The following is a 26695-nucleotide window of genomic DNA, read 5'->3' as shown; positions in this document are numbered from 1 at the left end:
TTACTTTCTGGTGAACTTTCTGCGGAACGGAATGATCTCTTTCATTTTTTCGACCGCATAATCCACTTCTTCTTCCGTTGTGTTGACGCAGAAGCTGATCCGGATCGTGGACTCTAACTTCTGCTTCGGCAGACCGATGCCCTGCAAGGTGCGGCTCGGTGCCGGCTTATTGGACGAGCATGCGCTTCCCGCCGACACATAGATGCCGTATTCTTCCAGAGAATGGAGCATCACTTCACTGCGCACATCCTCGATCGTGACACTCACAATCTGCGGCGCAGAGTCCCGTCCCGTTTTACCGTTTACCGTCACTCCCGGGATCTGTGTCACCTCATCGATGAACCTCTGCCTGATCTCATACATATGACCGGTCTTCGCGTCAAAATTCTCATAGATCTCCGCCGCTGCCTCGCCGAGTGCAGCCACGCCCGGAACGTTCTCCGTACCGGAGCGCATTCCCTTCTGCTGACCGCCGCCGTAGATGATCGGTTTTACTTTTACCTTATCGCGAATATATAAAAATCCGGTTCCTTTCGGCGCGTGGATCTTGTGTCCACTCACCGAGAGCAGATCAATCCCCATCTTTTTCGGGCAGATGCGGAATTTGCCGTACGCCTGAATCGCATCCACATGAAACAGCGTGTCCGGATTCTTCGCCTTGATGACCTTCGCCGCTTCCTCGACCGGTTCAACCGCACCAATCTCGTTGTTCACCATCATGATGGACACCAGCACCGTATCTTCCCGCACTGCATCCCGCAGTTCCTCCAGCGAAATAATACCGTCATGATCCACAGACAATTCCGTGATCTCATAGCCGAGTTCTTTTAAGTAGGCAAGCGGCGCCTGTACCGACGCATGCTCAATCGCTGTCGTGATGATATGCTTTCCCTGGCGCTTGTTTGCCAGCGCTCCGCCGATCAGCGCCATATTGTTCGACTCCGTGCCGCCCGACGTAAAGACGATCTCCTTCTCATCGCAGCGGAGCGTCTTCGCGATCTGCTCTTTTGCTTCTTTAATATAATCCTCCGCCGTCTTTCCCATGTTGTGCAGGGAGGACGGATTGCCGTAATCTTCCGTTAAGATCTGCACCATCTTGTTTTTGGCGCGCTCACTGCACCGGGTGGTGGCAGAATTATCCAAATATGCTTCCATCTGTTTTAAAACCATGCCTTTCTAACAAACGCCGACGCAGAATCACGGCTGATCCCGCTCTTCTTCCGCTTCCGACACACTCTCGATATGATACATCAGAATAGAAAGGGTTGCAAGTCCCGCCGTCTCCGTGCGCAAAATTCTTTTTCCGAGGGACACCAGATGCATCCCCTCCTCTTTTGCCAGCGCAATCTCCGACGGATCGAATCCGCCCTCCGGTCCGATAAAAATGCCGACGCTCTGCCCCGGTGCAATCCGCTCCATCACTTCCCTTGTGGCCGCCATGCCGCGCTCATTCTCATACGGCAGCAGCACCACGTCGAGTTCTCCCGCCAATGCGACTGCCTCCCGGTAATTCACCGGTTCTCTCACCACCGGAATTCTGCTGCGCTTTGACTGTTTTGCCGCACTCTTTGCAATCTCCTGCCAGCGCGCCGTCTTTGCCGCCGCTTTTTTTGCATCCAGTTTTACGACGCAGTTCTTCATCGCCACCGGGATCATCTCCGCAGCGCCAAGCTCCACTGCCTTCTGGATGATGAGCTCCATCTTGTCGCTCTTTGGAAGTCCCTGAAACAGGCAGATCCGGCAGGGCAGTTCCGTATCTAAAGCCGTCTCCTCCGTGATGCACACCTCCACCACGTTCTCTGCGATCCGGTCAATCGTGCCGAAGAAATTCCTGCCGGATGTGCTGCTGATGCGCACTTTTTCCCCGCATTTCATGCGCAGGACATTGCGGATGTGATTTACATCGCTTCCCTCAATTATCACCAGATCATTTGCAATCTGCTCGTCTTCCACAAAAAACTGATACATAAACTCCTCATTTCCGGGCTGCCTGCCATTCCTTCGGATCATCTTCCTTTTTTCGGATCGTCTTTCCTTATTCCAGATCGTCTTTTCTTTTTCCGGATCGTCTTCCTTATTCCGGCTTTCTCGCCGTAATGTTCACCCACTCGCCCTGATGATTGATCTCCACCACCGTAAGTCCGGCCGCTTCGATCGCTTCTTTTACCGCGTTCTCCTTGAAATCGATGATGCCCGAGGTGATAAAATAACCGCCGCGTTTCAAGCGTGCCGGAATCACCGGTGCCATCGGAATAATGACGTCTGCCAGAATGTTGGCAACCACAATGTCGTATTCCTCCGTGCCGACTTTCTCCTGCAGTGCTGCATCATCGATCAGATTGCCGACATAAAATGTGCCAAGCGAAGGATCGAGATGGTTCACTTCCATATTCTCATGTGTGGAGGTCATGCAGTCCGGATCGAGATCCGTTCCGACTACCGCGGACGCGCCAAGCTTCAACGCCACAATCGATAAAATGCCGCTTCCGCAGCCGACGTCGAGTACCTTCGGCGTGCGGTTTTCCGGTGTGTACGCATCGTTCCCGCGGATATACTTTAACAGCTGGCGGATGCACAGCTGCGTCGTTTCATGCTTGCCGGTTCCAAACGACACACCCGGATCAATCTCGATTAAAAATTTGTCGGCATCCTCCGGCTTTAATTCCTCCCAGGTCGGTTTGATCAGGATGTCATCAATATAGAAGGAACTGAAGAATTTCTTCCAGTTGTTGATCCAGTCCAGATCCTCCGTCTGGTCGGAGGTGATCACGCCGCTTCCGACATCCACGACTTTTCTTAAGTCCTCCAACGCCTCTTTTACCTGCTTTAACAGTTCGGTGCGGTCCTCGCCGTCATCCTCAAGATAAAAGCTGACGTGGCTCACACCGTCATCCGGCGGAAGCTCCGGCAGAAAATCGATGAACATATCCGCCTGATCTTCCTTGGACAGCGGAATGTTATCCTCAATCTCCACTCCCTCAATGCCAAGGTCGGCTAACATCGCACTCATGTAGTCCTCCGCCGCCGTCGTTGTCTCTATCGTGTATTTATTCCATTTCATATGCGTTCTTCCTTCCCTTACGATTCCGTTCCTAAAAATCGTTATTTATCTTATCATACAATCGCACATCTTGCAAACGATGTTCCGCCCCGCTCTCCGCCTGCGGGAGGTATTCCTGATGCAGTATACAAAACACATTCTTTGCCTGTTGCACAAAAAACGGGCCGCGGCACCTCTTTTGCGCCGGACAGCCCGTCCTTATTTCTTCTTACAATACCTTTGATAAAAACTCCTGCAGTCTCTGACTCTTTGGATTGCCAAAAATCTCCTGCGGGGTTCCCTCCTCCTGGATCACGCCGTCGTTGATAAACATCACACGGTTCGCAACTTCTCTGGCAAATCCCATCTCATGTGTCACGACCACCATCGTCATGCCATCCTCCGCCAGTTCCTGCATCACGGCGAGCACCTCGCCGACCATCTCCGGATCAAGCGCCGAGGTCGGCTCGTCAAACAGGATGATGTCCGGGTCCATCGCCAGCGACCGCACGATGGCAATGCGCTGCTTCTGTCCGCCGGAAAGCTGCGCGGGATACGCGCCCGCCTTATCCGCCAGACCGATGCGCTTTAACAGCTCCATCGCGCGCGTATTCGCTTCCTCTTTTGTCATCTTGCCGAGTTTTACCGGGGCAAGCATGATATTTTCCAGAATCGTCATGTTCGGAAACAGATTGAACTGCTGAAACACCATGCCGATCTTCTCCCGGACATGATTGATGTCCACCGACGGATCCGTCAGATCGGTTCCCTCAAACAGCACATGTCCCGCCGTCGGAATCTCCAGCAGATTTAAGGAGCGCAAAAACGTGGATTTACCACAGCCGGACGGTCCGATCAGCGCCAGCACATCGCCCTTTTTGATCGTCGTCGAGATTCCTTTTAACACTTCATGACCGTCAAAAGACTTGTGAAGCTCTTTTACTTCCAGAATTACCGTATTATCGCTCATTGCTTCTCAATCTCCTTTCCAACAGTCCGACTGCCTTGCTCAGTCCCATGACAATCAGGAAATAAATGGCCGCGACCGCAATTAACGGCATGAACGCCTCGTACGTCACGCTTCGGATGATGTCTCCGCCCTTGGTCAGATCCATCAGCCCGATGTAACCGCTGATCGAAGTCTCCTTCAACAGACTGATAAACTCATTGCAGAGTGCCGGCAGAATATTTTTGACTGCCTGCGGCAGGATGATGCTTAACATCGTCTGCTTATAATTTAATCCAAGGCTTCTTCCCGCCTCAAACTGTCCGATGTCCACCGCCATAATACCGGACCGGACGATTTCCGCCACGTAGGCCGCCGAGTTCAGTCCGAACGCAATGACTGCCACGAACAGTTTTCCCGTATTGACGCTCTGGAAAATGACATAATAAATAATCAGAAGCTGAATCATGACCGGCGTACCGCGCACAACGGCAAGGTATGCCTTGCAGAGTGCATTTAAGATCGTAAGCCCGCCGTTTCTGTCGTGGTTGGTTCTTACAATCGCGATCAAAAATCCAAACACAATACCGATCATTACCGCAAACACGGTGATGATGAGTGTATTTAAAAGTCCCTTTAACAAATAGGTATATCGGCTGTCCTTGATAAAGTTATCATAAAACTTCTCTGCTATCCCTGTCTTCTCTGCTGTGACAGATGTATCTCTCACGATGATGACCTGCTTGGATTTTGCATAGGTATCCGTGAAATTCACATTCTTTTTGCGTTCCTCCGTCACCGTAAAACCCGATGCACCGATGTCGACTTTTCCGGTGGACACCGCAGGAATCACGGAATCAAACGCCATGTCCTCGATCTTTAACTCCATGCCGAGTTTGTCGCAGACCGCCTGCATAATATCCATGTCGATTCCGGTGATCTTTCCCTCTTCATAGTATTCATACGGCGGAAACTCCGCATTCGTACCAACGGTAAGCGTGCCGTTCGTGCGTTCCACATCCAGAATTTCATACGGATACTTTCCAATCTCCTCGTCCGTTCCGGTATAATTCTTCGCAATGCTATCGAGAACACCCTCGTCCTTCAGTTCGCGCAGCGTCTCATTGACCTGATCCACAAGTGCCTCGTTACCCTTTGCGATTACGAACGCATAGTCCTCCTCAACAAAGTTCTCCTCGAGAATCTTAAGCCCTTCGTTCTGCTCCACAAATGCCAGCGCCGGCAATTCGTCAATAATCACGCAGTCTAACTTTCCCTGCTTTAATGCCTGCACGGCATCCGCGCCCTTATTGTAACGCTCTACTACCGTGCCCGAGCCGTCCGTCTCATAGTCGCTGACCATGATATCTCCGGTCGTGCCGAGCTGTACACCGATATGCTTTCCCGGAAGATCCGCAACCGACGTAACAGAACCGTCGCCGGATGCCTGTCCCGCCTCCGTGTCGCTGCCTATCGCCGTCGCCGCGGCAACCTGTGTGCCGTAACCTAACAGCGTCGAAAAAAAGACCGCTCCGGCAAGCAGTATGCCGGATAATTTGATTGCTGTGTTTTTCATCGTACTATCTACCTCATGCTTCCTTATCTCTCACATAGATACTGCATAAATATACATCCGGCAGTCAGTATAACACAGAACGCCCCGCTTGGGAAGAGATTCATTCAATCTCGCAGATCCGGTAGAGATAACTTCTTCCCTGCTTTCCAATCCGCTCCACAATCAATAGATCCGTCAGGAGCAGGAGCACCGTCTGTGCCAGCCGCACCGGAATCTTCGCGCATGCCGCAAAATCCTTTGCAGTAAACTCCTCCGGAATCTCATAGGGGATGAACTGCATGTAGTCCTCCCTCCGGTCCACACGCACTTCCTCCACGAAGGTAAGCGGTATCCGGTCGAAGCGGTCGCTTCCCTTCTTTTTGTCCCGGCTCCAGCCGTTTAACAGACGGTATTCCTCCATGTCAATGAGATCCAGCCGTAGTCTCAGATTCGGATCTTTCAGAAACGGCCGGATCTTATACAATTCGATGAATGCCTGGTATGCATTTCCCTTCTTGGGCGATTTGCGCCCGGGAGAGATCTCCCCCGTCTCCTCATCCATCCAGTGAAGCCACTTCACATGCGGAATCGGATAGACGATGGTCACCGGGTACAACGGCAGAAATGCGGCAAGTTTCCGCCGCATATTCTGGAACGACCGCGTCTGAATCTCGATCACTGCCTCCCCGTCAAAAATATCCGCAACAAAATTCTCAATCGGGATCTCATGCATATCCTCATCCGGTGCATAATAATTCTTGAGCACTGCATGTACCGTCTTCTCCGAGAGTGTGCCGATTCCAAGCCTCTGCCGCTCGATTCCAATGACTCTGCCCCTGGCACGCTCAAAACGTTCTGTATCAATGCACATATCTCATCCTCGCTGCTGTGCTTTTTCCGGAATGATCTGCCGCTTATTTCGGGTGCTTCATATCCTTTAAGATATCAAAGCAGTCAAACGTGCGGAAATAGTCCTCCGGCGTCTCGGCACGACGGATCAGCTGTGTCGATCCGTCTTCCTTCAGCAGCACCTCCGCTGACTTTAATTTTCCGTTATAGTTGTATCCCATGGAAAAACCATGCGCACCGGTATCATGAATCACCAGAAGATCTCCCATGTCGATCTTCGGCAGCATCCGGTCAATCGCAAACTTATCGCAATTCTCGCAAAGTGAGCCTGTCACATCATACTTGTGGTCGCACGGCGCATCCTCCTTGCCCATCACCGTAATATGGTGATATGCCCCGTAAATTGCCGGGCGCATCAGGTTCACGGCACACGCGTCCACACCGATGTACTCCTTGTGGGTATGCTTCTCATGGATGGCCGTTGTCACCAGGCAGCCGTACGGTCCCAGCATAAAACGTCCCATCTCCGTGTAGATTGCGACATCGCCAAGTCCCGCCGGAACTAAGATCTCCTCATATGCCACCCGGACGCCCTCTCCGATGACACGGATGTCGTTCGGCGTCTGATCCGGTGTGTACGGAATACCGACACCGCCGGAGAGATTGATAAAACGGATATCGCATCCCGTCTTATCGCGCAGTTCCACAACCAGTTCAAACAGTTCTCTCGCAAGCTTCGGGTAATATTCGTTTGTCACGGTATTGCTGGCAAGAAACGCATGTACGCCAAAATGCTTGGCTCCCTTCTCCTTTAAGATCTTGAATCCCTCAATGATCTGCTCGTGGGTAAAACCGTACTTTGCATCGCCCGGATTATCCATGATGCCGTTGCTCATCTTAAAGACGCCTCCCGGATTGTACCGGCAGCTGATCGTCTCCGGAATCCTGCCGATCGTTTTTTCCAGAAAATCAATGTGTGTAAAATCGTCGAGATTAATGATCGCACCAAGCTCATTGGCAAATGCAAATTCCTCCGCCGGCGTATCATTGGAGGAAAACATGATGTGTTTTCCATCGAAGCCCTGGGAATCCGCAAGCATCAGCTCTGTCAGCGACGCACAGTCACATCCGCAGTCATATTCTTTTAAAATGTCAAGAATGAACGGGTTCGGCGTTGCCTTTACCGCAAAATACTCCCGGAATCCCGGGTTCCATGCAAATGCTTCCTTCACTGCCTTCGCATTTTCGCGGATTCCTTTTTCATCGTAGAGATGAAAAGGCGTTGGGTATTTTTTTACGATTTCCTCTAACTGTTCTTTGGTTACAAATGGTTTCTTCTTCATACGGTTCTTCCTTTCTTCCTAGAATACGACTTGTATCAAAAACATATAAAGTGCCGTTCCGGCACCAATGCTGAGCAGATTGTTGCGCTTCCATACATGAAGCATGATGACCGCCGCCACGGCAATAAATTCCGGCAGGCCGAAAGGCGCCGCAAGCACCGACACGTTTTTCAGGCAGTAGATCACCAGCATTCCGATGACCGCCGGGGGCAGCACTCTCCCCAGATACCGGATGATCGGCGGAATCTCTTTTCCTTTCGGGAAAAACAGAAACGGAATCAGCCTGGTAAAAAATATCGTTCCCGCCACGGTAAATATGATCGCAAGCGATCTTCCAACACTTACTGGCACTCCGGCTCGCCTCCTTCCTTTCCGTCCTCCGGAATCATTTTATCGAATATTTTTTTGCAGGAAAGCAGGATGACCATGACGCATATCATGGTCGGAAGGATAAAATTGTCCGCTCCGAACACCAGCCTGCACACCAGTCCACATACCAGCCCGATCACCACGCTCGGACGGTTCTGCTTCTCCATCCACTGTTCCACCATGATTACCACAAACAATGCCGTCATTGCAAAGTCAATGCCCTCCGTGGAGAACGGGAGCACATTTCCAAGCAGGGCGCCGATGCCGGAGCCGATGATCCAGTAACTCTGGTCGAGCACGGCAATCGCAAACAAGAACTGCTCCTCCTTCACATCTTTCGGCACTTTTGTGACGAAGAAAAGCGAGTAGGTCTCATCCGTCAGGGAAAAGATCATGTAAAGCCGCTTTTTCCCCATCTTAGAAAATCGTTCCAGCAGTGACAGTCCATAAAAAATATGGCGGATATTCACCATAAATTCCATGAAAATCACATTGAGGAGGCTGACGCCCGGCGCGAAAAAGTTGACTGCAAGATACTGTCCGCTGCCCGCATAGATCACCAGACTCATGAGCATCGCCCACAAGAAGTTGTAACCTTTTTCCTGTATCATCACTCCGAACGCCATCCCGATAAACAGATAGCCGGTGAGCACCGGTACCGTGTAGGGAAACGCTGCCCGAAATGCACGTAAATATGTTCCTTTCCGCTCGACTTGTTTGGTTTTCATTTTTTTCTTTCCTAATCCCGCAAATTATGCTATACTTTTTCTAGTTATACATTCAGTGAAGTTGTTTTCAAGGGAGTTACCAATGAGTATTACGATCTTAAATTATCACGATCAGGCATTTGTGGATCAGATCAACGCCGAAGCTGCTGCCCGCGCTGAAGCGGAGAGAGCTGCCGCCGAAGCTGCAAAAGCGCAGGCTGCAAGTTCTGACTTTTCTTCCGTTTTAACGAATGCCACCGACGCCTACTCCGGCAGCACGACCTGCTCCGGAGACCTTTCCGCCATCTTTGATGAAGCGGCGAACACCTACGGCGTCTCCTCCACTCTTTTAAAATCAATCGCAAGAGCAGAGTCCAATTTTAATACAAGCGCTGTCAGCAGCGCCGGTGCTGTCGGTATTATGCAGCTGATGCCTGCCACCGCAGCATCTCTCGGTGTCACAGATTCCTACGATGCCTACCAGAATATCATGGGCGGTGCGAATCTGATCTCCCAGCTGCTTGCCAAGTACAACGGCGATACCTCTCTTGCGCTTGCGGCATACAACGCCGGCAGTGCAAATGTCGATAAATACGGCGGTATTCCACCGTTTAGCGAGACACAGAATTATGTCCAGAAGGTTCTCTCCTATATGGGAAGCGATACGAACACCGTTGCATCCGCATCCACTGCAGAGACTTCCGAAGATGTTGCAACGACGGTAAGCAATTTTATCGCGGCAAACAACATCAGCCAGGATACGGTAGAGAAGCTGCTTACGCTTCTTGAAGTGTTAAACGCTTAACAATTACATTTCATACAACAGTAACACATGAGAATCCTGCCTGCAGGATTCTTTTTTGTGTAACAGGAAACTTCGTTCCTATTACATAATATCATCCTTCTGCCTGCGTCCCTGTAATCGTCTCGATCTGCTCTTCCAGATAGCCGTTGAACTCCGTCATAAAACGGCTCACCGTCCTCACATCCTCGACGGAATAGCGCGCCAGAAATTCCATATCGCGCTTCTCCCATCGCTGATGCCGCTTCGCATGCTCATCAAACAAAAGCCTGCCCTGATCCGTGAGCTTGAAATATACTTCCTTTTTGTTCGTCTCCAGCGTATATTTTTCGATCAGCCCTTTGGCAAGAAGCTTCTTGGTCATCTTGCTGATCGCGCCGCGCGTCATCCCCATGTGCTCCGCCACCTTCGTGACGTTCGGCAGTTCCAGTCTTCCGATATAGTCGATACAGTGTGTCTCCGAATAGCCGTATTCATCCAGACACTGGTTTTCCGTCAGTTTGGAAAGCATATCCTGCCGCTCCAGCATGAGCGCGATTTCTTTTAACAGCTCTTCCCGATCTTTCATGCAGACTCTTCCTTTTTCTAACATGGTATTTTGTTCCCAGTTCCTACTGTATCTCATTATTGTTTCCATGTCAACAATATATTTCTTTTACCTGCCGCTGATGATGCCGTAGCACTCCGGGCGCCTGTCGCGGAACAGCCCCCACTCCAGCCGTCTGGCATCCAGCTCGTCCAGGTCATATTCCTGCACCAGTATCTCTTCCTCGTCGCGCCCTGCCTCCGCCAGAATTTCTCCGGTCTCATCGGTCAGGAAAGACGATCCGTAAAAAACAAGCGCCGAACGCTGTCCGCCGTTTTCCTCACAGGGTTCTACCGTCTCCTCCCCGATCCGGTTTGCCGCAACAACGGGCATCAGATTGGCTGCCGCATGTCCCTGCATACAGCGTCTCCAGTGCGGCATACTGTCGCACTCTAAGATCGGTTCCGATCCGATCGCCGTCGGATAAAAAAGCAGCTCCGCCCCTGCAAGCGCCATACAGCGCGCGCTCTCCGGAAACCACTGATCCCAGCAGATTCCCACGCCGATTCTGCCGTAGCGCGTAGAAAATACCTGAAATCCGGTATCCCCCGGCGTAAAATAGAACTTTTCCTGATAGTAATGATCATCCGGGATATGCGTCTTGCGATAAACGCCGAGCACTGTTCCGTCCGCGTCGATACAGGCGATGGAATTGTACAGGTTGTTCACATCCCGCTCATAAAAGCTGATCGGGAGCACCACACCAAGCTCCGCGGCAAGCCGCATGCCCATGCGCACCGCATCGTTCTCCATCACAGGCTTTGCATAATGATAGAAGTCATACCGGCGCTGCTGGCAAAAATATTCCCGCTCAAAAAGTTCCGGCAGAAGGATCACGTTTGCTCCCTCTGCCGCCGCCTTTCGCACCATGGCTTCCGCCTTTTTTAAATTCTCCTCCACAGACGCCGCACAGCGCATCTGAATTGCCGCCACTTTCACTCTGTTCATGCTCTTTTCCTCTTTTTGTCTCTGTCCACTTTACCGCTGCTACATTTTTGCTGCTGCGTTTTGCTGCTGCATTTTTGCCGCCGGGATCTGCTGTGTAATACAGTGGATATTCCCGCCGCCGACTAAAATTGCACGCGCCTGCACCGAAATAATCTTCCGCCCCGGATTCCACTGCGCAAGCAGTGCGGCAGCGCGCCTGTCACTCTCCTCATTCTCCCCGCCGAACGCCGGAAGAATAACTGCCTCATTGGAAAAATAAAAGTTCACGTAGGATGCCGCAAGACGCTCTCCCGCCTCCCGCTCATCCTCCCCTTCGGCAAACGAATAACCTGCCAGTTCCTCCTCTGTAATGCAGACCGGATGATCGGGAATCGGAAGCTTGTGAATGACAAGCTTTCTTCCGCGCGCATCCGTCTCGCCCTCCAGGTACGCAAGCGTCTGCTGTGATAGCGGATACTGGGGATCTGTTTCATCGTCCGTCCAGGCAAGCACCACCTCGCCCGGGCGCAGGAACGCGCAGACGTTATCCACATGTTCGTTCGTCTCATCCTGATAGATTCCACGCGGCAGCCACAGCACTTTTTCTATGCCAAGATAAGTTCTAAGCTTCTCCTCGATCTCCCCGCGCGTAAGCCCCGGATTGCGCCCCGCGCTCAAAAGGCACGCCTCCGTCACCAGAAGCGTCCCCTCACCGTCGCTGTGAATCGATCCGCCCTCCAGTACAAACGGCGCGGCATCGTAACACGCATAGCCATACTTTGCGGCAAACGCCTTTGCAAACGCATCGTCCAACGCCCAGGATGCATACAGTCCGTCCACCGATCCTCCCCAGGCGTTAAATGACCAATTCACTGCCCGCATCCTGCCGGCGCCGTCTTTCACAAAGGTCGGCGCCACATCTCTTGCCCAGGCATCGTCTGTCTCCAGTTCAAAGACCGTCACCCGCTTTTTCCACGGCGCGTCCTCACCGATCAGCATCTCTCGCGCGGAGTCAATGGCATCCCGCCCGGCTGCCACATATACGTTTTCACTCTGCGCAATCGCTGCAATCACATCCCGGAATGCAATCCGCGCATCGCGTGCGCCGTAAATCCAGGAACCCGGGCGCGACGGCCAGATCAGAATACAGCCGTCATGCGGTTCGTACTCCCCCGGCATAAAAAATCCGTCCGCCTGCGGCGTTGTCATTCTCTCTTTTGGATCTTCTGCACACTTTTGCATCTTTTTCTCCATTTCCTCTACCCTCATCCAAGTCATCTTCCCTTGTCCCGGATGTCTTTCAAAACCGGTTATGACAACCGCCCTTTGAAATCTTCATAGCCGAACTGCTTTAACATCTCAACCTCCCCGTCTTCCCGGAGCATTGCGATCGACGGAAGCGGAATTCCATTAAAGGTATTATTCTTCACCATCGAGTAGATTGCCATGTCCTCAAACACCAGACGGTCGCCGATCTGAATCTCATGTGTGAAACTGTAGTCCCCGATGACGTCCCCCGCCAGACAGGTGAGCGAGGACAGCCGATAGGTGTATTTCTGCTCCCCCGCCGCAAATCCGTCCCGAAGCGGTGGACGATACGGCATCTCAAGAACGTCCGGCATATGACACGCCGCAGACGCATCCAGAATCAGAATATCCATCCCGTTGTGTACAATATCGCACACTTCCGTTACCAGATATCCCGCATTTAAGGCAACCGCCTCGCCGGGCTCCAGATACACGGCAAGTCCGTAGGTCTCCCTGATATAGCCGATAAGCTTCTTTAAACGCTCTATCTGGTAACCCGGTCTGGTAATATGATGTCCTCCGCCCAGATTCAGCCACCGGACCTGTTTTAAATAAGAAGCAAACTGCTCCTCAAACGCATAAAACGTGCATTCCAGATCATCCGCGTCCTGCTCGCAGAGCGTGTGAAAATGGAGTCCCTCCACATCCTCCGGCAGTTCATAGCTTCCATCCTCCTGCCGTCTCATGCCAAGTCCGGCAAGTCCTTTCTCAAACGCCTCTCTTGTCATGCCGAGTCTGGAACCGGGCGCGCAGGGATCATAGATCGCATGTCCCTCCTGCGTGGAATACTCCGGATTGATCCGAAGTCCGATGCTGACACGGTGCTCCGTACCACTGGCGGCATTCTGCGCCGCCACCTTCTTCCTATGTCTGACATACTGCGCAAAGGAATTAAAAATCACATGGTCGCAGAGCGTGACCAGTTCCTCCATATCGCTGTCCTTGTACGCCGGAGCAAACACATGGTTCTCACGCCCCATCTCCTCTGCGCCGAGACGCGCCTCGTAGAGTCCGCTCGCTGTGGTACCGCTGATGTATTGTCCGATCAACGGATAGAGCGCATATGTGGAAAACGCTTTCTGCGCCAGCAGGACATGGCATCCCGTATCCTGCTCCAGATTATGCAATATTATTAAGTTCTCTTTTAATTTTTTCTGATTCACCACATAGCATGGTGTCGGAAGTTCATTCCACTTCATTGCTCTCGTCTCTCCCTGTCCGGCTCTTTTTACGAACGGCTACGCCACCGTCTTGGGGTTCTCATCGACAACCCACGGCAGTCCGTACTGATTGAGCATATCCATAAACGGATCCGGATCAAACTCCTCGATATTGAAGACGCCGTCCTTATCCCACACCTTATCTACAACAAGTGCTGCACCGATCATTGCCGGAACTCCTGTCGTGTAGGAGATCGCCTGTGAGCCAACCTCCCTGTAGCACTCCTGGTGATCGCAGACGTTGTAGATATAGATCGTCTTTTCCTTGCCATCCTTCTTGCCGGTAAAAATACAACCGATGTTCGTCTTGCCAACGGTTCTAGGACCCAGTGACGCCGGATCCGGAAGCAATGCCTTTAAGAACTGGATCGGCACGATCTCTCTTCCCTCATACTGGATCGGGGAAGTGGAGAGCATTCCGACATCCTCCAGACACTGCATATGAGTCAGATAGCTCTGACCGAAGGTCATGAAGAAACGGATGCGCTTGACTCCCGGCACATTCTTTGCCAGAGACTCGATCTCCTCATGATGAAGCAGATACATGTCTTTCTCGCCAACCTGTGGGAAATTATATTCTCTTTTAATTTCCATCGGTTTTGTCTCTACCCAGTGTCCGTCCTCCCAGTAGGAGCCGTTTGCGGATACCTCGCGGAGGTTGATCTCCGGGTTGAAATTGGTGGCGAACGGATAACCGTGGTCTCCACCGTTGCAGTCTAAGATATCGATGTACTCGATCTCATCGAAATAATGCTTCAGCGCATAGGCGGTAAACACGCTCGTCACGCCCGGGTCAAAGCCGCTGCCAAGAAGCGCCGTGATGCCGGCATCTGTAAAGCGTTTCTGATATGCCCACTGCCAGGAATAATCGAAGTACGCGGTAAAGCCCGCCTCCTTGCAGCGCTTCTCATAAATTGCACGCCACGCCGGGTCGTCGGTATCTTCCGGTTCGTAGTTCGCGGTATCGATGTAGTCCACCTTGCATGCCAGGCAGGCATCCATAATCGTCAGATCCTGGTAAGGCAGCGCCACATTTAACACGGCATCCGGCTTGTAGTCACGGATCAGTGCGATCAGTTCGTCCACATTATCCGCATCCACCTTCGCTGTCGTGATCACTGTATCCGTCGTTCCCTGCAGCTTTTCTTTTAACGCGTCACATTTTTCTTTTGTGCGGCTTGCAATGCAGATCTCCGAAAAAGTCTTGCTGTTCTGGCAGCATTTGTGAATTGCCACCCCTGCTACTCCGCCACATCCGATAATCAATAATCTTCCCATCTACTTATCCTCTCATTCTGCCGTCCTGCGGCTGTATTTTCTATTATATCATTCTGCCAACGGATGACAGAACGCTCCGCTGACTGTCCCGTCAGAGTCCGTTCTGTCCCGCATCTGCCATCTACCTTCTGCCTTCCTCTTCCTCAAGCATATCCTCGACATATTTTGGCAGCATAAACGCTCCCTTATGAAGATTGGTCGTATAATACCAGGTCTTGATCCCGCGCGCTTTCCAGCGCTCCACATTCAGATCCGTTAGCGGGTGATATTTTTTTGACGCAAATCCGAACAGCCAGTACCCGGAGGAACAGGTCGGAATGTGCGCCTGATACACACGGCTGATCGGGAAACTGTGACTCGCCTTGCGGTGCATCACGCGGCAGGACTCCTCATCCTCGTCATAAAAAGGACTGCCGTGCTGGTAGACCATAATGCCGTCTTCTTTTAATGCGCGGTAACAGTTCCCATAAAATTCCTTGGTGAACAATCCCGCCGTATGCCCGAGCGGATCGATCGCATCATTGATGATCAGATCGTAGGCATCATGCTTTGTGCGCAGAAAGCGCAGTCCATCCTCGTAATAGATATTGACGCGCGGATCTTCCAGTCCGCAGGCGTTGTCCGGGAAAAACTTCCTGCACACATCCACGAATGTCCGGTCGGATTCCACGACGTCGATCTGCTCGATCTCCTCATAATAGGAAAGTTCTCTCGCCACACCGCCGTCTCCGCCACCGATGACCAGCACTTTTTTCACATGCGGATGCACCGCCATCGGCACATGCACAATCATCTCATCGTAGATGAACTCATCCTTTTCTGAGAAGACGATACTGCCATCGGAGCTTAAAAATCTGCCGAATTCCCTGGATTCAAACACGTCGATCCTCTGAAAATCCGTCTGCTCCCCGAACAGCTGCTTCTCCACTTTGACCGACACCTTCACATGATCGGTCTGATTATCCGAAAACCATAACTCCACGCTCTCTTCCACCTTCCCCAGACCGTATCGCACGGTCTGCTGCTTCCTTACGCCTGTTCTTCCTGACTGTATGCTCTTCCTTAAGAGCTATTCTTCCGGCGGTCTTATTTCCACACCTGCCGGTCATCCACTAAGACATTTAAGTGCTCCACCGCCGGATCTTCCGTTCCCTGCATGGAGCAGCCCTTCTCCTTGGCATAGATGATATATTCGATGATCTCCGGCGTAATCATCTCACCCGGCGCGAGAATCGGAATTCCCGGCGGATAGCACATCACAAACTCTCCGCAGATCTTTCCTGCCGTCTCCCGGATCGGCATGCATTTTTTCTCTGCGTAAAAAGCCGCCTGCGGTGAAACAAGAACAGTCGGATTTATATATTCTGTATTTAACATCTGTGCAGGGTCCTTGGAATACAAGCGTTTGACGTCTGCCAACGCTCCCACCAGCCGCTCGATATCCTGGATGCGGTCGCCGATTGAAATGTAGGCTAAGATGTTGGCAATGTCCCCCAGCTCAATCTGGATATCGTACTCATCCCGCAACAGATCATAGACCTCGATTCCTGCCAGACCGATTCCCCGCGTATAGACTGAGAGCTTCGTCACATCAAAGTCATAGACGCTTCCGCCGTTCACCATATCCTTGCCGTAAGCATAATATCCGCCGATGTCGTTGATCTCCGCCCTGGCATATTCCGCCATCTCCGCCACTTTGCGGAACGATTCCCTTCCGCGCAGCGCCAGATTTCTCCGCGAGATGTCGAGACTTGACATCAGAAGATAAGACGCGCTTGTCGTCTGTGTGAGGTTGATAATCTGGCTGACATACTCCCAGTTGACATTTTTGCCGGTTAAAAGCAGGGAACTCTGTGTTAAGCTTCCTCCGGATTTGTGCATGGAGACGGACGCCATATCTGCACCGGCATCCATCGCGCAGACCGGAAGGTCCTCCCCGAAATACAGATGGGTGCCGTGCGCTTCATCCACAAGCACAAGCATCTCGTGTTCATGTGCCAGCTTCACGATGGAGCGCAGATCGGAACAGATTCCGTAATAAGTCGGATTGTTCACAAGAACCGCCACCGCGCCCGGATTCTCCAGAATCGCCCGCTCCACCTCCGAGATCTCCATACCGAGTGAAATGCCAAGCTTTTTGTCCACCTCCGGATTCACATAGACCGGAATAGCGCCGCAGAGTACCAGTGCATTGATCACACTCTTATGTACATTGCGCGGCAGGATGATCTTATCCCCGGCACGACAGACCGACAACACCATGCTCTGCACGGAGGACGTTGTTCCTCCCACCATAAAAAACGCGTGATCTGCCCGGAAAGCCTCCGCCGCCAGTTCCTCCGCCTCTTTGATGACCGACACCGGATGGCACAGGTTGTCAAGCGGCTTCATGGAATTCACATCCAGACTCACACATTTCTCCCCCAGAAGTTCCACGAGCTCCGGGTTGCCACGCCCTCTCTTGTGCCCCGGCACATCGAAAGGAACGACTCTTCTCTTTTTTAATTGTTCCAGCGCTTCGTAGACCGGAGCGCGCTTCTGGGATCCTGCTTCCATGATTCTCCTCACATTCTGTTTTGATGCTCCCTGATGCGGTATGCATGCCGTCCGGCAGAGCTTTTGGCTCTACAGGAAGCATGACTTTCATGCTTTCGCATAACATGGCATCTTCTGTAGCACAAGAAAGAATCCTGCCCGGAGCGTTTTTATGTAATAGGGACGAAGTTTCCTATTACACAAAAAAAAGACAGATGCCTATATGCTGCGCACACATCACCTGCCTTGTCACATTCTCATAGTCATACTTTATGTAATCTGTCCTACATGCTGCAAAAACTATTATCAGAGTCTACGTTGGCATCTTCGCCAGCAAATATTTGCTATTACTACTCTTATTGACCGTTTCACAAGTGATATCTCTATCGCATACGATTCAGGGTCCTGCAGTCCTTCGCCTGCAGTCGTCATCAACTTATAAAATTTGAGCTTCTAACTCAATCAATAACGTGGATCTCTCCACCATCGGCAGCTGCCCCGCCTGTCCGTATGGGCTTAACCAATCTCTTGGTGGGCAAATATTTGCATGAAAAAGCTTTCGCATTCATGTGATTTGAAGTATAACACACACACTTCTAAAAAGCAATGTATTTCTCCGGATTCTTATCTACTCCCTCCACTCCCGGAAAAGTGCAATCTCTCTGCGGTATCCCTCATCGTCATTCGGAGTCTCCAGAATAAACGGCTTGTCCGAAAGCAGCGGATGCGTCGCCACACGCCGCATCGCATCCAGCCCGATCTTTCCCTCGCCGATGCAGGCATGGCGGTCTTTGTGCGAACCGCGGTCGTTCATGCTGTCGTTAAAATGTACCGCGCACAGGCGGTTCAGACCGATCACATGGTCAAATTCCTCCAGGACACCATCCAGATCTCCCGCAATATCATATCCAGCATCCCAGACATGACAGGTATCCAGACAGATGCCAAGCTTATCGGACAGCTCTACACGGTCAATAATCGCGCGCAGTTCCTCAAAGCTTCTGCCCACCTCACTGCCTTTTCCCGCCATCGTCTCGAGCAGAACCGTCGTCGTCTGCTCCGGCGTGAGCACCTCGTTAAGTGCCTCCGCAATCCATTCGATTCCGGCATCCGCCCCCTGTCCGACATGGGAACCCGGGTGAAAATTGTAGTAATTCCCCGGCGTGTACTCCATCCGGCGCAGATCGTCCGCGATCATCTCCTTAGAAAACTTGCGGATATCCTCCTTCGCCGCGCACAGATTCATCGTGTAAGGTGCATGCGCCACCAGTTTTCCAAATTGCTGCTCCCGCATCAGTTCCAGCAGCTTTTCCACATCCGCCGGATCAATCGCTTTTGCCGCACCGCCTCTCGGATTTCTTGTAAAAAATGCAAATGTATTTGCTCCCAGCTTCACTGCCATCCGCCCCATCGCCGCATAGCCCTTTGACGCCGAGAGATGATTTCCGATATACATATTCTTTTCCTGCTTCCTTCTATCTTTCTAAGTCAGCAACCACCAGTTCAACTGGTGGTTTGCTATAAGCCCTCCAAAGGGCTATGTTACTGCTCGCCCCAAAGGGCGGTGTCACAAGCATTTTTACTGGTCCGCTATAAAGCGGTACTTCTTGAATCTTCTTTTCTTGATTCTTCTGCTTGTTCTTTTATATACTTCTGTACTGCCTCGTCTGTGATATTACCGATTGTTTCCACATAATATCCTCTTGCCCAAAATGCTTTATCCCACTTACTCTGCAACTCTGGGTGACGATCGTATAGCATTAGGGTGCTTTTACCCTTTAAATATCCCATAAAATCTGAGACACTTAATTTCGGTGGTATTGCGACACTTAAATGCACGTGATCTGCACAAACTGCTCCTGCAATTATTTCTACATTTTTATATTTGCATAGTGTATTTAAGATTTCACGTACATCCTCCCTTACCTTCCCATACAATACCTTTTTCCGATATTTTGGAATGAAAACGATGTGATATTGGCATTTCCATCTAGTGTGTGATATGCTTTTATTGTCCACTTGGACCACCTCCTGTGTTGAGTTTGGCTTGCGACACCATTCTCAATATACCACAGGAGGTTTTTCTTTTTTATCCTCACCGTTTCCAACTATTCCATTCTCCCCAGCATAGCTGGGGGATTAGGCTTTTCATTTAAATCTTCTCCACCAGGATGCCGTCCCGGTATGCCTGCAGCAGCGCCTCCAGATCACGGATCGAAGCGCGCAGCTCCCTTCCAATGTCCGTATCCGCCACCAGCTTGCGTCGCACGACATGCTGCACCAGAATCGTATGCGACGCGATATCGCTTCCGTCCTGCACCGCCTTTTCGACCGACTCAAACGGTTCATGCGCCGCAAGCACCAGACCGTAGGAATTATAGATCAGCGTATATCCCGCAATCCCCGTCTTCGGCTGGTAGGCCTTGGAGAATCCGCCGTCAATAATGAGCAGCTTCCCGCCGCATTTTACCGGGGACTCTCCCCGCTTCGCCTCCACCGGAATATGGCCGTTGATGATATGTGCCTCCGCGCCCTCAAGCCCGAATTCCGAGAGGATGCGGTTGACCACCTCTTCCTCCTCCAGCAGGCGGTAGTACGGGTTCTTCGGCTCCTGGTGCGTCGCTGTGTCCGCGATAAAATAGCGCTCAAACGTCGTCATTTTTGCTTTTCCGAACACCGGGGAATTCTGGTTTTCCCAGATAAACCACAAGATATCCAGCCCCTTTTTCTTCTCCCCGGGATCAATCGCGTAGTACCCTTTTCTCGCGTAATTCTCCAGCACATCGTAGAGCGCCTTGCCGGAATATTCTTTTCCGTACACATTTACTCTGGTAAAGGTTCCGTCCTCGTTCATCGGCACACAGCCGTGGTAGAGCAGGTTCCCGTTGTAGACCTTGTACAGGCTGCCCTGTGTGAACAGAAAACGGACGTGACGCTGTAATTTTTCACAGTTCAAGAACGCCTGCGTGATCCGCTCCATGACGTCCTCCTCCTCCGATGACAGTTCATACGGATGCTTCCAGTCGATCGTCGGGAAGTTCAGATCCTTCATCGGGTATTCCTTCCCCTCCACACACACCGTTCCTTTTTCGATATTGATCTTGTCCAGCAAAAGCCGCTCATCCATCCCGAACTCCGGGTGACGCATGATCATCTGTCCCTCCAGCTTGAACTGGATCACCGTAATCGCCTTGTGCATTTTCTCATCCAGCATGGCGTCACGCACATCGTACTCATCCTCCCGGTAATCCAGCTTAAAGCAGGTGCAGGGATCCTTGTCGTATCTGCTCATGGCAAGTCTGGCGAGCGGCACCAGATTGATGCCGTATCCGTCCTCTAAAAGGTTCAGATTGCCGTACTTGGCAGAGATACGGATCGCGTTGCAGATGCAGGGTCTGCTTCCCGCCGCCGCTCCCATCCAGTATATATCGTGGTTCCCCCACTGAATATCCACGGAATGATGCTGCATCAAGGTATCCATAATCAGATTCGGGTACGGTCCCCTGTCGAAAATATCTCCCACCACATGCAGATGATCCACCACAAGCCTGCGGATCAGATTGCAGAACGCAATCACAAGCTCCGGCGCCCTGCCTGTGCGGATCACAGACCGGATGATCTCATTATAATAAGCTTCCTGATCGGAGACATCCGGTCTGCCGGTCAGCAGTTCCTCGATCACATACGCAAAATCTTTCGGCAGCGCTTTTCGCACCTTGGATCTGGTATATTTTGACGAAGCGCTCTTGCAGATGCGGATCAGCCGGTATAGGGAGACCTTATACCAGTCCTCCATATTTTCTTCTGTCTTTAACACCTGCTCTAGCTTCTGCTCCGGATAATAGATCAGGGTCGCAATCACTTTCTTCTCTCCCGCACTGATCGCATTCCCGAATTCTTCCTCGATCTTGCGCTTAATCGCTCCGGAACCGTTCCGGATCACGTGCTGGAACTGATCGTACTCGCCGTGAATATCTGTAATGAAATGTTCTGTTCCCTTTGGCAGGCTTAAAATCGCCTGCAGGTTAATGATCTCCGTCGCTGCCGCAGCCACGGTCGGATACTGATTTGCCAGACTTTTTAAATACCGCAGATCTGTTTCCATATATTTTTCCATATGTTCCCCCTCAGAATATCAAAATCGAAGATACCTCTCAAATAGTAACATATCCGCGCACTGCTGACCAGATTTTGTTCGTTTTCTGCCCTGTATAAAAATGGGAACAGAAAACGTTTCCACGCTCCTGTTCCCATTCGATCCATCTGTATCTGCTTTCAATCTGCCTTATCCGTCTGCCTGTCCAATCAGTCTGCCTGTTCCATCGTTGCCCGGATCGCATCCTGCATATCATAAAATCCTGCCTCTTTCCCGGCGAGGAACTTTGCCGCCTCCACAGCCCCTTTTCCAAAGACGCTGCGGGAATATGCGGTATGCTTGAACTCAATGACCTCGTCGAGTCCCGCGAAGATGACCTCATGCTCCCCGACGATGCTGCCTCCGCGCACTGCCGAGATTCCGATCTCGTGCGGATCTCTCTTTTTGCGCTCGCTGCTTCTGTCATATTTGTATTCATAGACATGTCCCAGCGCATCATTCATGGAGTCCGCCAGCGCCAGCGCTGTGCCGCTCGGTGCATCCAGCTTCTGGTTGTGATGCTTCTCCACGATCTCCATGTCAAATCCTGCCGGCGCAAGAATCGTTGCCGCCTGCGCTAAAAGCTGCATCAGCAGATTGATTCCCAGCGACATATTCGCGGACTTTAATACTGCTACCTGCCCCGATGCCGCCTTTACCTGCTCCATCTGTTCCTCCGACAATCCCGTCGTGCACAGAACCACTGGAATCTTTTTATCCACACTATAGACCAGAAGATCGTCCACGGCCTTCGCATTGGAAAAATCGATGATGACATCCGCCTTCACATCGCAGACGGAAATATTCGGGAATACCGGATAGTCATTTTTGATCCCGTCATAGAGATCCACTCCCGCCACGATCTCAATCTGCGGATCCTCCTTGCAGATTGCGGAGATGACCTGTCCCATTTTACCATTGCATCCATTCATGATTGCCTTAATCATCGTACGTTATCCTCTCTTCTCTGTACTGCCCGCTCCGCGTGCCGCATGCAGCCAGCGGTGCAGACACATACTCCGGCGGATGGCCTTACGGCTCCCTTCCGCCGGAGTCATCTGTTCTTTTATGCTAACTTTATTCCGTAATTTTTCATCGCTTCTGCAAGCTTCGCGGCATTCTCCGGTGTCATCTCCGTGAGCGGGGAACGAAGCGGTCCCACTTCCAGTCCCATCAGATTCAATGCTTTCTTCACCGGAATCGGGTTTACCTCGGAAAACAGCGCATCCACAAGCGGCTGTGCCTTTAACTGCAGTTCTCTCGCGCGCAAAAGATCCCCCGCGGAGAAAGCCGCGCACATATCGTGCACATCCGCCGGCGCCACATTCGACCACACGGAAATCACACCGATCGCACCGATTGCCATCAGAGGCACCACGATGCCGTCCTCGCCGGAATATAAATCAATCTTGCCGTCCGTTAAGTACATCAGCCTGGATGCCTGAGCCAGACTGCCGGTCGCCTCCTTGATACCCACAATGTTCTCCACGTTCTTAAAGAGTGTGGCTGCGGTCTCCGGCAGAATATTGCAGCCGGTACGTCCAGGAACGTTGTACATGATAATCGGAAGCTTTACCGCCTCGGCAATCTCTGTATAGTAACGGATCAATCCGCCCTGTGTCGCTTTGTTGTAGTACGGGGTCACAGCCAAAAGTCCGTCTGCTCCTGCCTTTTCCGCCTCTTCGGAAAGGTGAATCGCCTCTCTGGTGCAGTTGGAACCGGTGCCGGCAATGACCGGAACACGATGCTTTGCAAAACGCACTGCTGCCCGGATCACATCGGAATGCTCCTCCGTAGTGAGCGTCGAACTCTCTCCGGTCGTTCCCACAATCACAATCGCATCCGTTCCCTGCTCAATCTGCCATTCGACCAGTTCCTCCAGCTTGTCGTAATTTACCTCTTCATTTTCCTTCATGGGTGTAACAATCGCTACACCAGCGCCCTTGAATATCGCCATGTCAATCCTCCGTTTCTCCTATGTTAATATATGCCCATGGTACAATTTTGCCCCTGTCAGATCAGAGTCAGAATAAAAAAGTAAAAAAAAGCCGGCTCGATGAGCCGGTCTGATTCTTCTGCCGCATATCTGCATGCCATTATACAGAACCGATAGCGCCCCATCTGCAAAGATGACAGTCATAAAGTTCTTAGCTTTATGCCCAAGAACCAGGGCAGCAGGTGCCTTGCTCTTTCGGCATGCTTTCCTTTTGCTTCCCTTCCCCTGTGCCTGTCACATCCGGAAAACTACTCTTAAAGCACGCAACCTCTATCAAAATATGTATCATATAGTTAAAATTAACATAGCACTATCAACAACGGTTGTCAATAACGGAACTTTCGATTATTCCTCTAAAAAATCCACCTTGCTGACGGACACCTCGTAAGCCACCCGTTTTTCCGTCTCAAGCTCCGAGATCTTTTTGACGTATTCCCGGCTCTGGATTCTGCCCCATACCTGCACATGTCCTCCCACCTCAAAGCCGGAGGCAAACCGGGCGTTTCTACCCCAGCAGATGCATGGAATATAGTCTGATTTTCCGTAGGAACGGTTGACGGCGATCAGAAGATCCGCAATCTCCCGTCCCAGCGGCGTCTTCCGGTAAATCGGTTCCTTGCAGATATATCCGTCCAGAAAAATCTGGTTGCTCTTCATATCCTCCTGCAGCTCCTCCAAAAACTCCAGTTCCCGCACGAACACCGATAAGACAAGGCGGTTCTTTTTCTCCTCATGCCGGTTAAACGAACGGAACTGCCCGTTCACATAAATGATCTGTCCTATGTAATCTGCATTTACGTCAATCAACCGTTCGGATATCATTAGCGGAATGTAATCCAGATAATTGCTCAGGCGGTTCACTGCCACATCCACCATATAAAATCCCTCTCCGTACACTTCGTGACTGAACCGGAAATCGGATACAATCTCTCCCATAATTGACACCTGGTTGTTTTCAAAAATTTTATCTGCCATGAATCTTTCTCCCTTCTTACGACCATACTCTTTTTTGCGTTGTTCTTCTTTTTCGTTCCGTTCTGCTGGTATGATCTGCCTGACACATTATTTTTATCACGTCCGGTGCCAGAATTTTCATGCAACATGTCGATAACAAAGGGAATGAAATGGCGGATTTTGTCGCAAGTACCACTTGCGCATCTCCGAAAATATGATAAAATAGATTGGTTACTTTTTTAGACTAGGTTTCACACAGGAAAGAGAGATTTTGTATATGAAAATGAAACGTGAAGATGTCCGTAACATTGCAATTATCGCCCATGTCGATCACGGCAAGACCACTCTGGTCGATGAATTGTTAAAACAGAGCGGCGTGTTCCGTGAGAACCAGGAGGTTCAGGAGCGTGTCATGGACTCTAATGATATTGAGAGAGAGCGTGGTATCACGATTCTTTCCAAAAATACAGCGATTACTTATAAAGGAACTAAGATCAACGTCATCGACACCCCTGGCCACGCTGATTTCGGCGGCGAGGTTGAGCGTGTCCTTAAGATGGTAAACGGCGTTGTGCTGGTCGTTGACGCTTTCGAGGGCGTTATGCCGCAGACCAAGTTCGTTCTGATGAAAGCGCTCGAGCTTTCTCTTCCGGTTATCGTGTGTCTCAACAAAGTCGACCGTCCGGAGGCACGTCCGAACGAGGTTGTGGACGAAGTGCTTGAGCTTTTCATGGATCTGGACGCTTCCGAGGAGCAGCTTGACTGCCCGTTCCTTTTTGCTTCTGCAAGAGACGGCTACGCAGTCCGCGAGCTTGACGATCTGGTGAACAACAAAAAGGATATGACTCCGCTGTTCGACACGATCCTTGACTATATCCCTGCACCGGAGGGCGATCCGGACGCCAACACCCAGGTATTGATCAGCACCATCGATTACAACGAATATGTCGGACGTATCGGTATCGGAAAGGTCGACAACGGCTGCTTAAAAGTCAATCAGGAGGCGGTTGTTGTCAACCACCACGAGCCTGACAAGCAGAAACGCGTCCGCATCAGCAAGCTTTACGAGTTTGACGGTCTGAACAAGGTGGATGTCACAGAGGCAAAGATCGGTTCCATCGTAGCTATTTCCGGTATTGCAGATATCCATATCGGTGATACCATCTGCGCACCTGAGAATCCGGTTGCCATTCCGTTCCAGAAAATTTCCGAGCCGACACTGTCCATGAATTTCATCGTAAATGACAGCCCGCTCGCCGGACAGGAGGGTAAATTCGTTACCTCCCGTCATTTAAGAGACCGTCTGTTCCGCGAATTAAACACCGATGTTTCTCTGCGTGTCGAGGAAACGGACAGCCCGGATTCCTACAAAGTATCCGGCCGCGGTGAGCTTCATCTGTCCGTACTGATTGAGAACATGCGCCGCGAGGGTTATGAGTTTGCCGTCAGCAAAGCTGAAGTTCTCTACCACACGGATGAGAACGGCAAGAAGTTAGAGCCGATGGAGCTTGCTTATGTCGATGTACCGGATGAATTTACCGGTGCCGTCATCGAAAAGTTAAGCCAGCGCAAGGGCGAAATGCTGAACATGAAACCGATTACCGGCGGTTACACACGTCTGGAGTTCAACATCCCGTCCCGCGGCCTGATCGGTTACCGTGGTGAATTTATGACGGATACCAAGGGTAACGGTATCATCAACACCATTTTCAACGGCTATGCACCGTACAAGGGCGAGATCGCTTACCGCAAGCTCGGTTCCCTGATCGCATTTGAGACCGGTGAGTCCGTAACCTACGGTCTGTTTTCCGCACAGGATCGCGGTACGCTCTTTATTGGACCTGGCGAAAAGGTATACGCCGGCATGGTCATTGGTTCATCTTCCAGAGCCGAGGATATCGAATTGAATGTCTGCAAGAAAAAGCACCTGACCAACACGCGTTCCTCTTCTGCGGACGAGGCACTGACTCTGGTTCCGCCTAAGATTTTAAGTCTGGAGCAGGCACTCGATTTCATCGATGTCGACGAGCTCCTGGAGGTTACACCGGAGAGTCTTCGTATCCGCAAGCGTATTCTTGATCCAACCTTAAGAAAACGCGCCGGCATGAAAAAATAAGTCGTATTTCTACTCTTAAAAAGGAGCCA

At 51.2% G+C, this 26695-nt stretch carries 24 protein-coding genes and 1 riboswitch; of the genes, 2 read left to right on the top strand and 22 right to left on the bottom strand.

Annotated features, from left to right (window positions below; translation table 11 throughout):
• The 9 genes from RHOM_RS05355 to RHOM_RS05315 form a co-directional block, all read right to left on the bottom strand.
• Complete coding sequence (locus RHOM_RS05355) at positions 1-1155, bottom strand: cysteine desulfurase family protein (RefSeq protein WP_044024864.1); 1155 nt, start codon at positions 1153-1155, stop codon at positions 1-3.
• 42 nt (positions 1156-1197) lie between these two features.
• A complete protein-coding gene (locus tag RHOM_RS05350; protein WP_044024863.1) occupies positions 1198-1968 on the bottom strand; it encodes a 16S rRNA (uracil(1498)-N(3))-methyltransferase in 771 nt (256 codons plus the stop codon).
• 106 nt (positions 1969-2074) lie between these two features.
• Positions 2075-3061, bottom strand: a complete 987-nt coding sequence (prmA, locus tag RHOM_RS05345; RefSeq protein ID WP_014079252.1) for a 50S ribosomal protein L11 methyltransferase — start codon at positions 3059-3061, stop codon at positions 2075-2077.
• A 208-nt stretch (positions 3062-3269) separates the two neighbouring features.
• Entirely contained in the window at positions 3270-4010 is a 741-nt protein-coding gene (locus RHOM_RS05340) for an amino acid ABC transporter ATP-binding protein (protein ID WP_014079251.1), read from the bottom strand.
• Positions 4000-5562: an ABC transporter substrate-binding protein/permease gene (locus RHOM_RS05335; RefSeq protein WP_014079250.1), complete on the bottom strand. Its 1563-nt coding sequence runs from the start codon at positions 5560-5562 to the stop codon at positions 4000-4002. The genes RHOM_RS05340 and RHOM_RS05335 overlap by 11 nt, the downstream gene beginning before the upstream one ends.
• A 100-nt stretch (positions 5563-5662) precedes the next feature.
• On the bottom strand, positions 5663-6412 hold the full coding sequence (locus RHOM_RS05330; protein ID WP_014079249.1) for a hypothetical protein: 750 nt from the start codon (positions 6410-6412) through the stop codon (positions 5663-5665).
• 43 nt (positions 6413-6455) lie between these two features.
• Positions 6456-7733, bottom strand: coding sequence for a diaminopimelate decarboxylase (locus tag RHOM_RS05325; RefSeq protein ID WP_014079248.1), 1278 nt, complete (start codon positions 7731-7733; stop codon positions 6456-6458).
• A gap of 18 nt (positions 7734-7751) precedes the next feature.
• Entirely contained in the window at positions 7752-8084 is a 333-nt protein-coding gene (locus tag RHOM_RS05320; protein ID WP_014079247.1) for a branched-chain amino acid transporter permease, read from the bottom strand.
• A complete protein-coding gene (locus RHOM_RS05315; RefSeq protein ID WP_014079246.1) occupies positions 8075-8830 on the bottom strand; it encodes an AzlC family ABC transporter permease in 756 nt (251 codons plus the stop codon). The genes RHOM_RS05320 and RHOM_RS05315 overlap by 10 nt, the downstream gene beginning before the upstream one ends.
• 82 nt (positions 8831-8912) lie before the next feature.
• On the opposite strand from RHOM_RS05315, the gene RHOM_RS05310 reads away from it, so the two are divergent.
• Entirely contained in the window at positions 8913-9614 is a 702-nt protein-coding gene (locus tag RHOM_RS05310) for a lytic transglycosylase domain-containing protein (RefSeq protein WP_014079245.1), read from the top strand.
• 91 nt (positions 9615-9705) lie between these two features.
• Here the strand turns inward: RHOM_RS05310 and RHOM_RS05305 are convergent, their stop codons facing one another.
• The 13 genes from RHOM_RS05305 to RHOM_RS05245 all read right to left on the bottom strand — a co-directional run bounded on the left by RHOM_RS05305 (position 9706) and on the right by RHOM_RS05245 (position 24571).
• The gene (locus RHOM_RS05305) at positions 9706-10179 is read right to left on the bottom strand and encodes a MarR family transcriptional regulator (protein WP_014079244.1); all 474 of its coding nucleotides are present in this window, start codon (positions 10177-10179) and stop codon (positions 9706-9708) included.
• Between the two features lie 87 nt (positions 10180-10266).
• On the bottom strand, positions 10267-11145 hold the full coding sequence (gene aguB, locus RHOM_RS05300; RefSeq protein ID WP_014079243.1) for an N-carbamoylputrescine amidase: 879 nt from the start codon (positions 11143-11145) through the stop codon (positions 10267-10269).
• Positions 11146-11184: 39 nt separating this feature from the next.
• Positions 11185-12378: an agmatine deiminase gene (gene aguA, locus RHOM_RS05295; RefSeq protein ID WP_044024861.1), complete on the bottom strand. Its 1194-nt coding sequence runs from the start codon at positions 12376-12378 to the stop codon at positions 11185-11187.
• 56 nt (positions 12379-12434) lie between these two features.
• Entirely contained in the window at positions 12435-13631 is a 1197-nt protein-coding gene (gene nspC, locus RHOM_RS05290) for a carboxynorspermidine decarboxylase (protein ID WP_014079241.1), read from the bottom strand.
• Between the two features lie 39 nt (positions 13632-13670).
• Complete coding sequence (locus RHOM_RS05285; RefSeq protein WP_014079240.1) at positions 13671-14930, bottom strand: saccharopine dehydrogenase family protein; 1260 nt, start codon at positions 14928-14930, stop codon at positions 13671-13673.
• 121 nt (positions 14931-15051) lie between these two features.
• Positions 15052-15912 carry a polyamine aminopropyltransferase gene (gene speE / locus RHOM_RS05280; protein ID WP_014079239.1) on the bottom strand — a complete coding sequence of 287 codons (861 nt, stop codon included), beginning with the start codon at positions 15910-15912 and terminating at the stop codon, positions 15052-15054.
• A 104-nt stretch (positions 15913-16016) separates the two neighbouring features.
• Entirely contained in the window at positions 16017-17486 is a 1470-nt protein-coding gene (locus RHOM_RS05275; protein ID WP_014079238.1) for an aminotransferase class I/II-fold pyridoxal phosphate-dependent enzyme, read from the bottom strand.
• Positions 17487-18093: 607 nt separating this feature from the next.
• Positions 18094-18921, bottom strand: coding sequence for a deoxyribonuclease IV (locus RHOM_RS05270; protein WP_014079237.1), 828 nt, complete (start codon positions 18919-18921; stop codon positions 18094-18096).
• A gap of 134 nt (positions 18922-19055) precedes the next feature.
• A complete protein-coding gene (tnpA, locus tag RHOM_RS05265; RefSeq protein WP_014079236.1) occupies positions 19056-19484 on the bottom strand; it encodes an IS200/IS605 family transposase in 429 nt (142 codons plus the stop codon).
• A gap of 133 nt (positions 19485-19617) precedes the next feature.
• Complete coding sequence (locus tag RHOM_RS05260) at positions 19618-21582, bottom strand: fructose-bisphosphatase class III (protein ID WP_014079235.1); 1965 nt, start codon at positions 21580-21582, stop codon at positions 19618-19620.
• A gap of 188 nt (positions 21583-21770) precedes the next feature.
• Positions 21771-22547: a 4-hydroxy-tetrahydrodipicolinate reductase gene (gene dapB, locus RHOM_RS05255; RefSeq protein WP_014079234.1), complete on the bottom strand. Its 777-nt coding sequence runs from the start codon at positions 22545-22547 to the stop codon at positions 21771-21773.
• Between the two features lie 119 nt (positions 22548-22666).
• The gene (dapA, locus tag RHOM_RS05250) at positions 22667-23557 is read right to left on the bottom strand and encodes a 4-hydroxy-tetrahydrodipicolinate synthase (protein ID WP_014079232.1); all 891 of its coding nucleotides are present in this window, start codon (positions 23555-23557) and stop codon (positions 22667-22669) included.
• A 145-nt stretch (positions 23558-23702) separates the two neighbouring features.
• Positions 23703-23877: riboswitch (Lysine riboswitch) on the bottom strand.
• A gap of 64 nt (positions 23878-23941) precedes the next feature.
• Positions 23942-24571 (bottom strand): single-stranded DNA-binding protein, encoded by a 630-nt coding sequence (locus tag RHOM_RS05245; RefSeq protein WP_014079231.1) that lies wholly within the window; start codon positions 24569-24571, stop codon positions 23942-23944.
• Between the two features lie 256 nt (positions 24572-24827).
• Between RHOM_RS05245 and typA the strand changes: the two genes are divergently transcribed.
• Positions 24828-26666, top strand: a complete 1839-nt coding sequence (typA, locus tag RHOM_RS05240) for a translational GTPase TypA (RefSeq protein ID WP_014079230.1) — start codon at positions 24828-24830, stop codon at positions 26664-26666.
• Positions 26667-26695 lie beyond the last annotated feature (29 nt).

Origin of the sequence: Roseburia hominis A2-183, assembly GCF_000225345.1 — a bacterium.
GTDB lineage: Bacteria > Bacillota > Clostridia > Lachnospirales > Lachnospiraceae > Roseburia > Roseburia hominis.
Note: the sequence above shows the minus strand (reverse complement) of the source record. Positions and strands in the feature narration are given on the sequence as shown.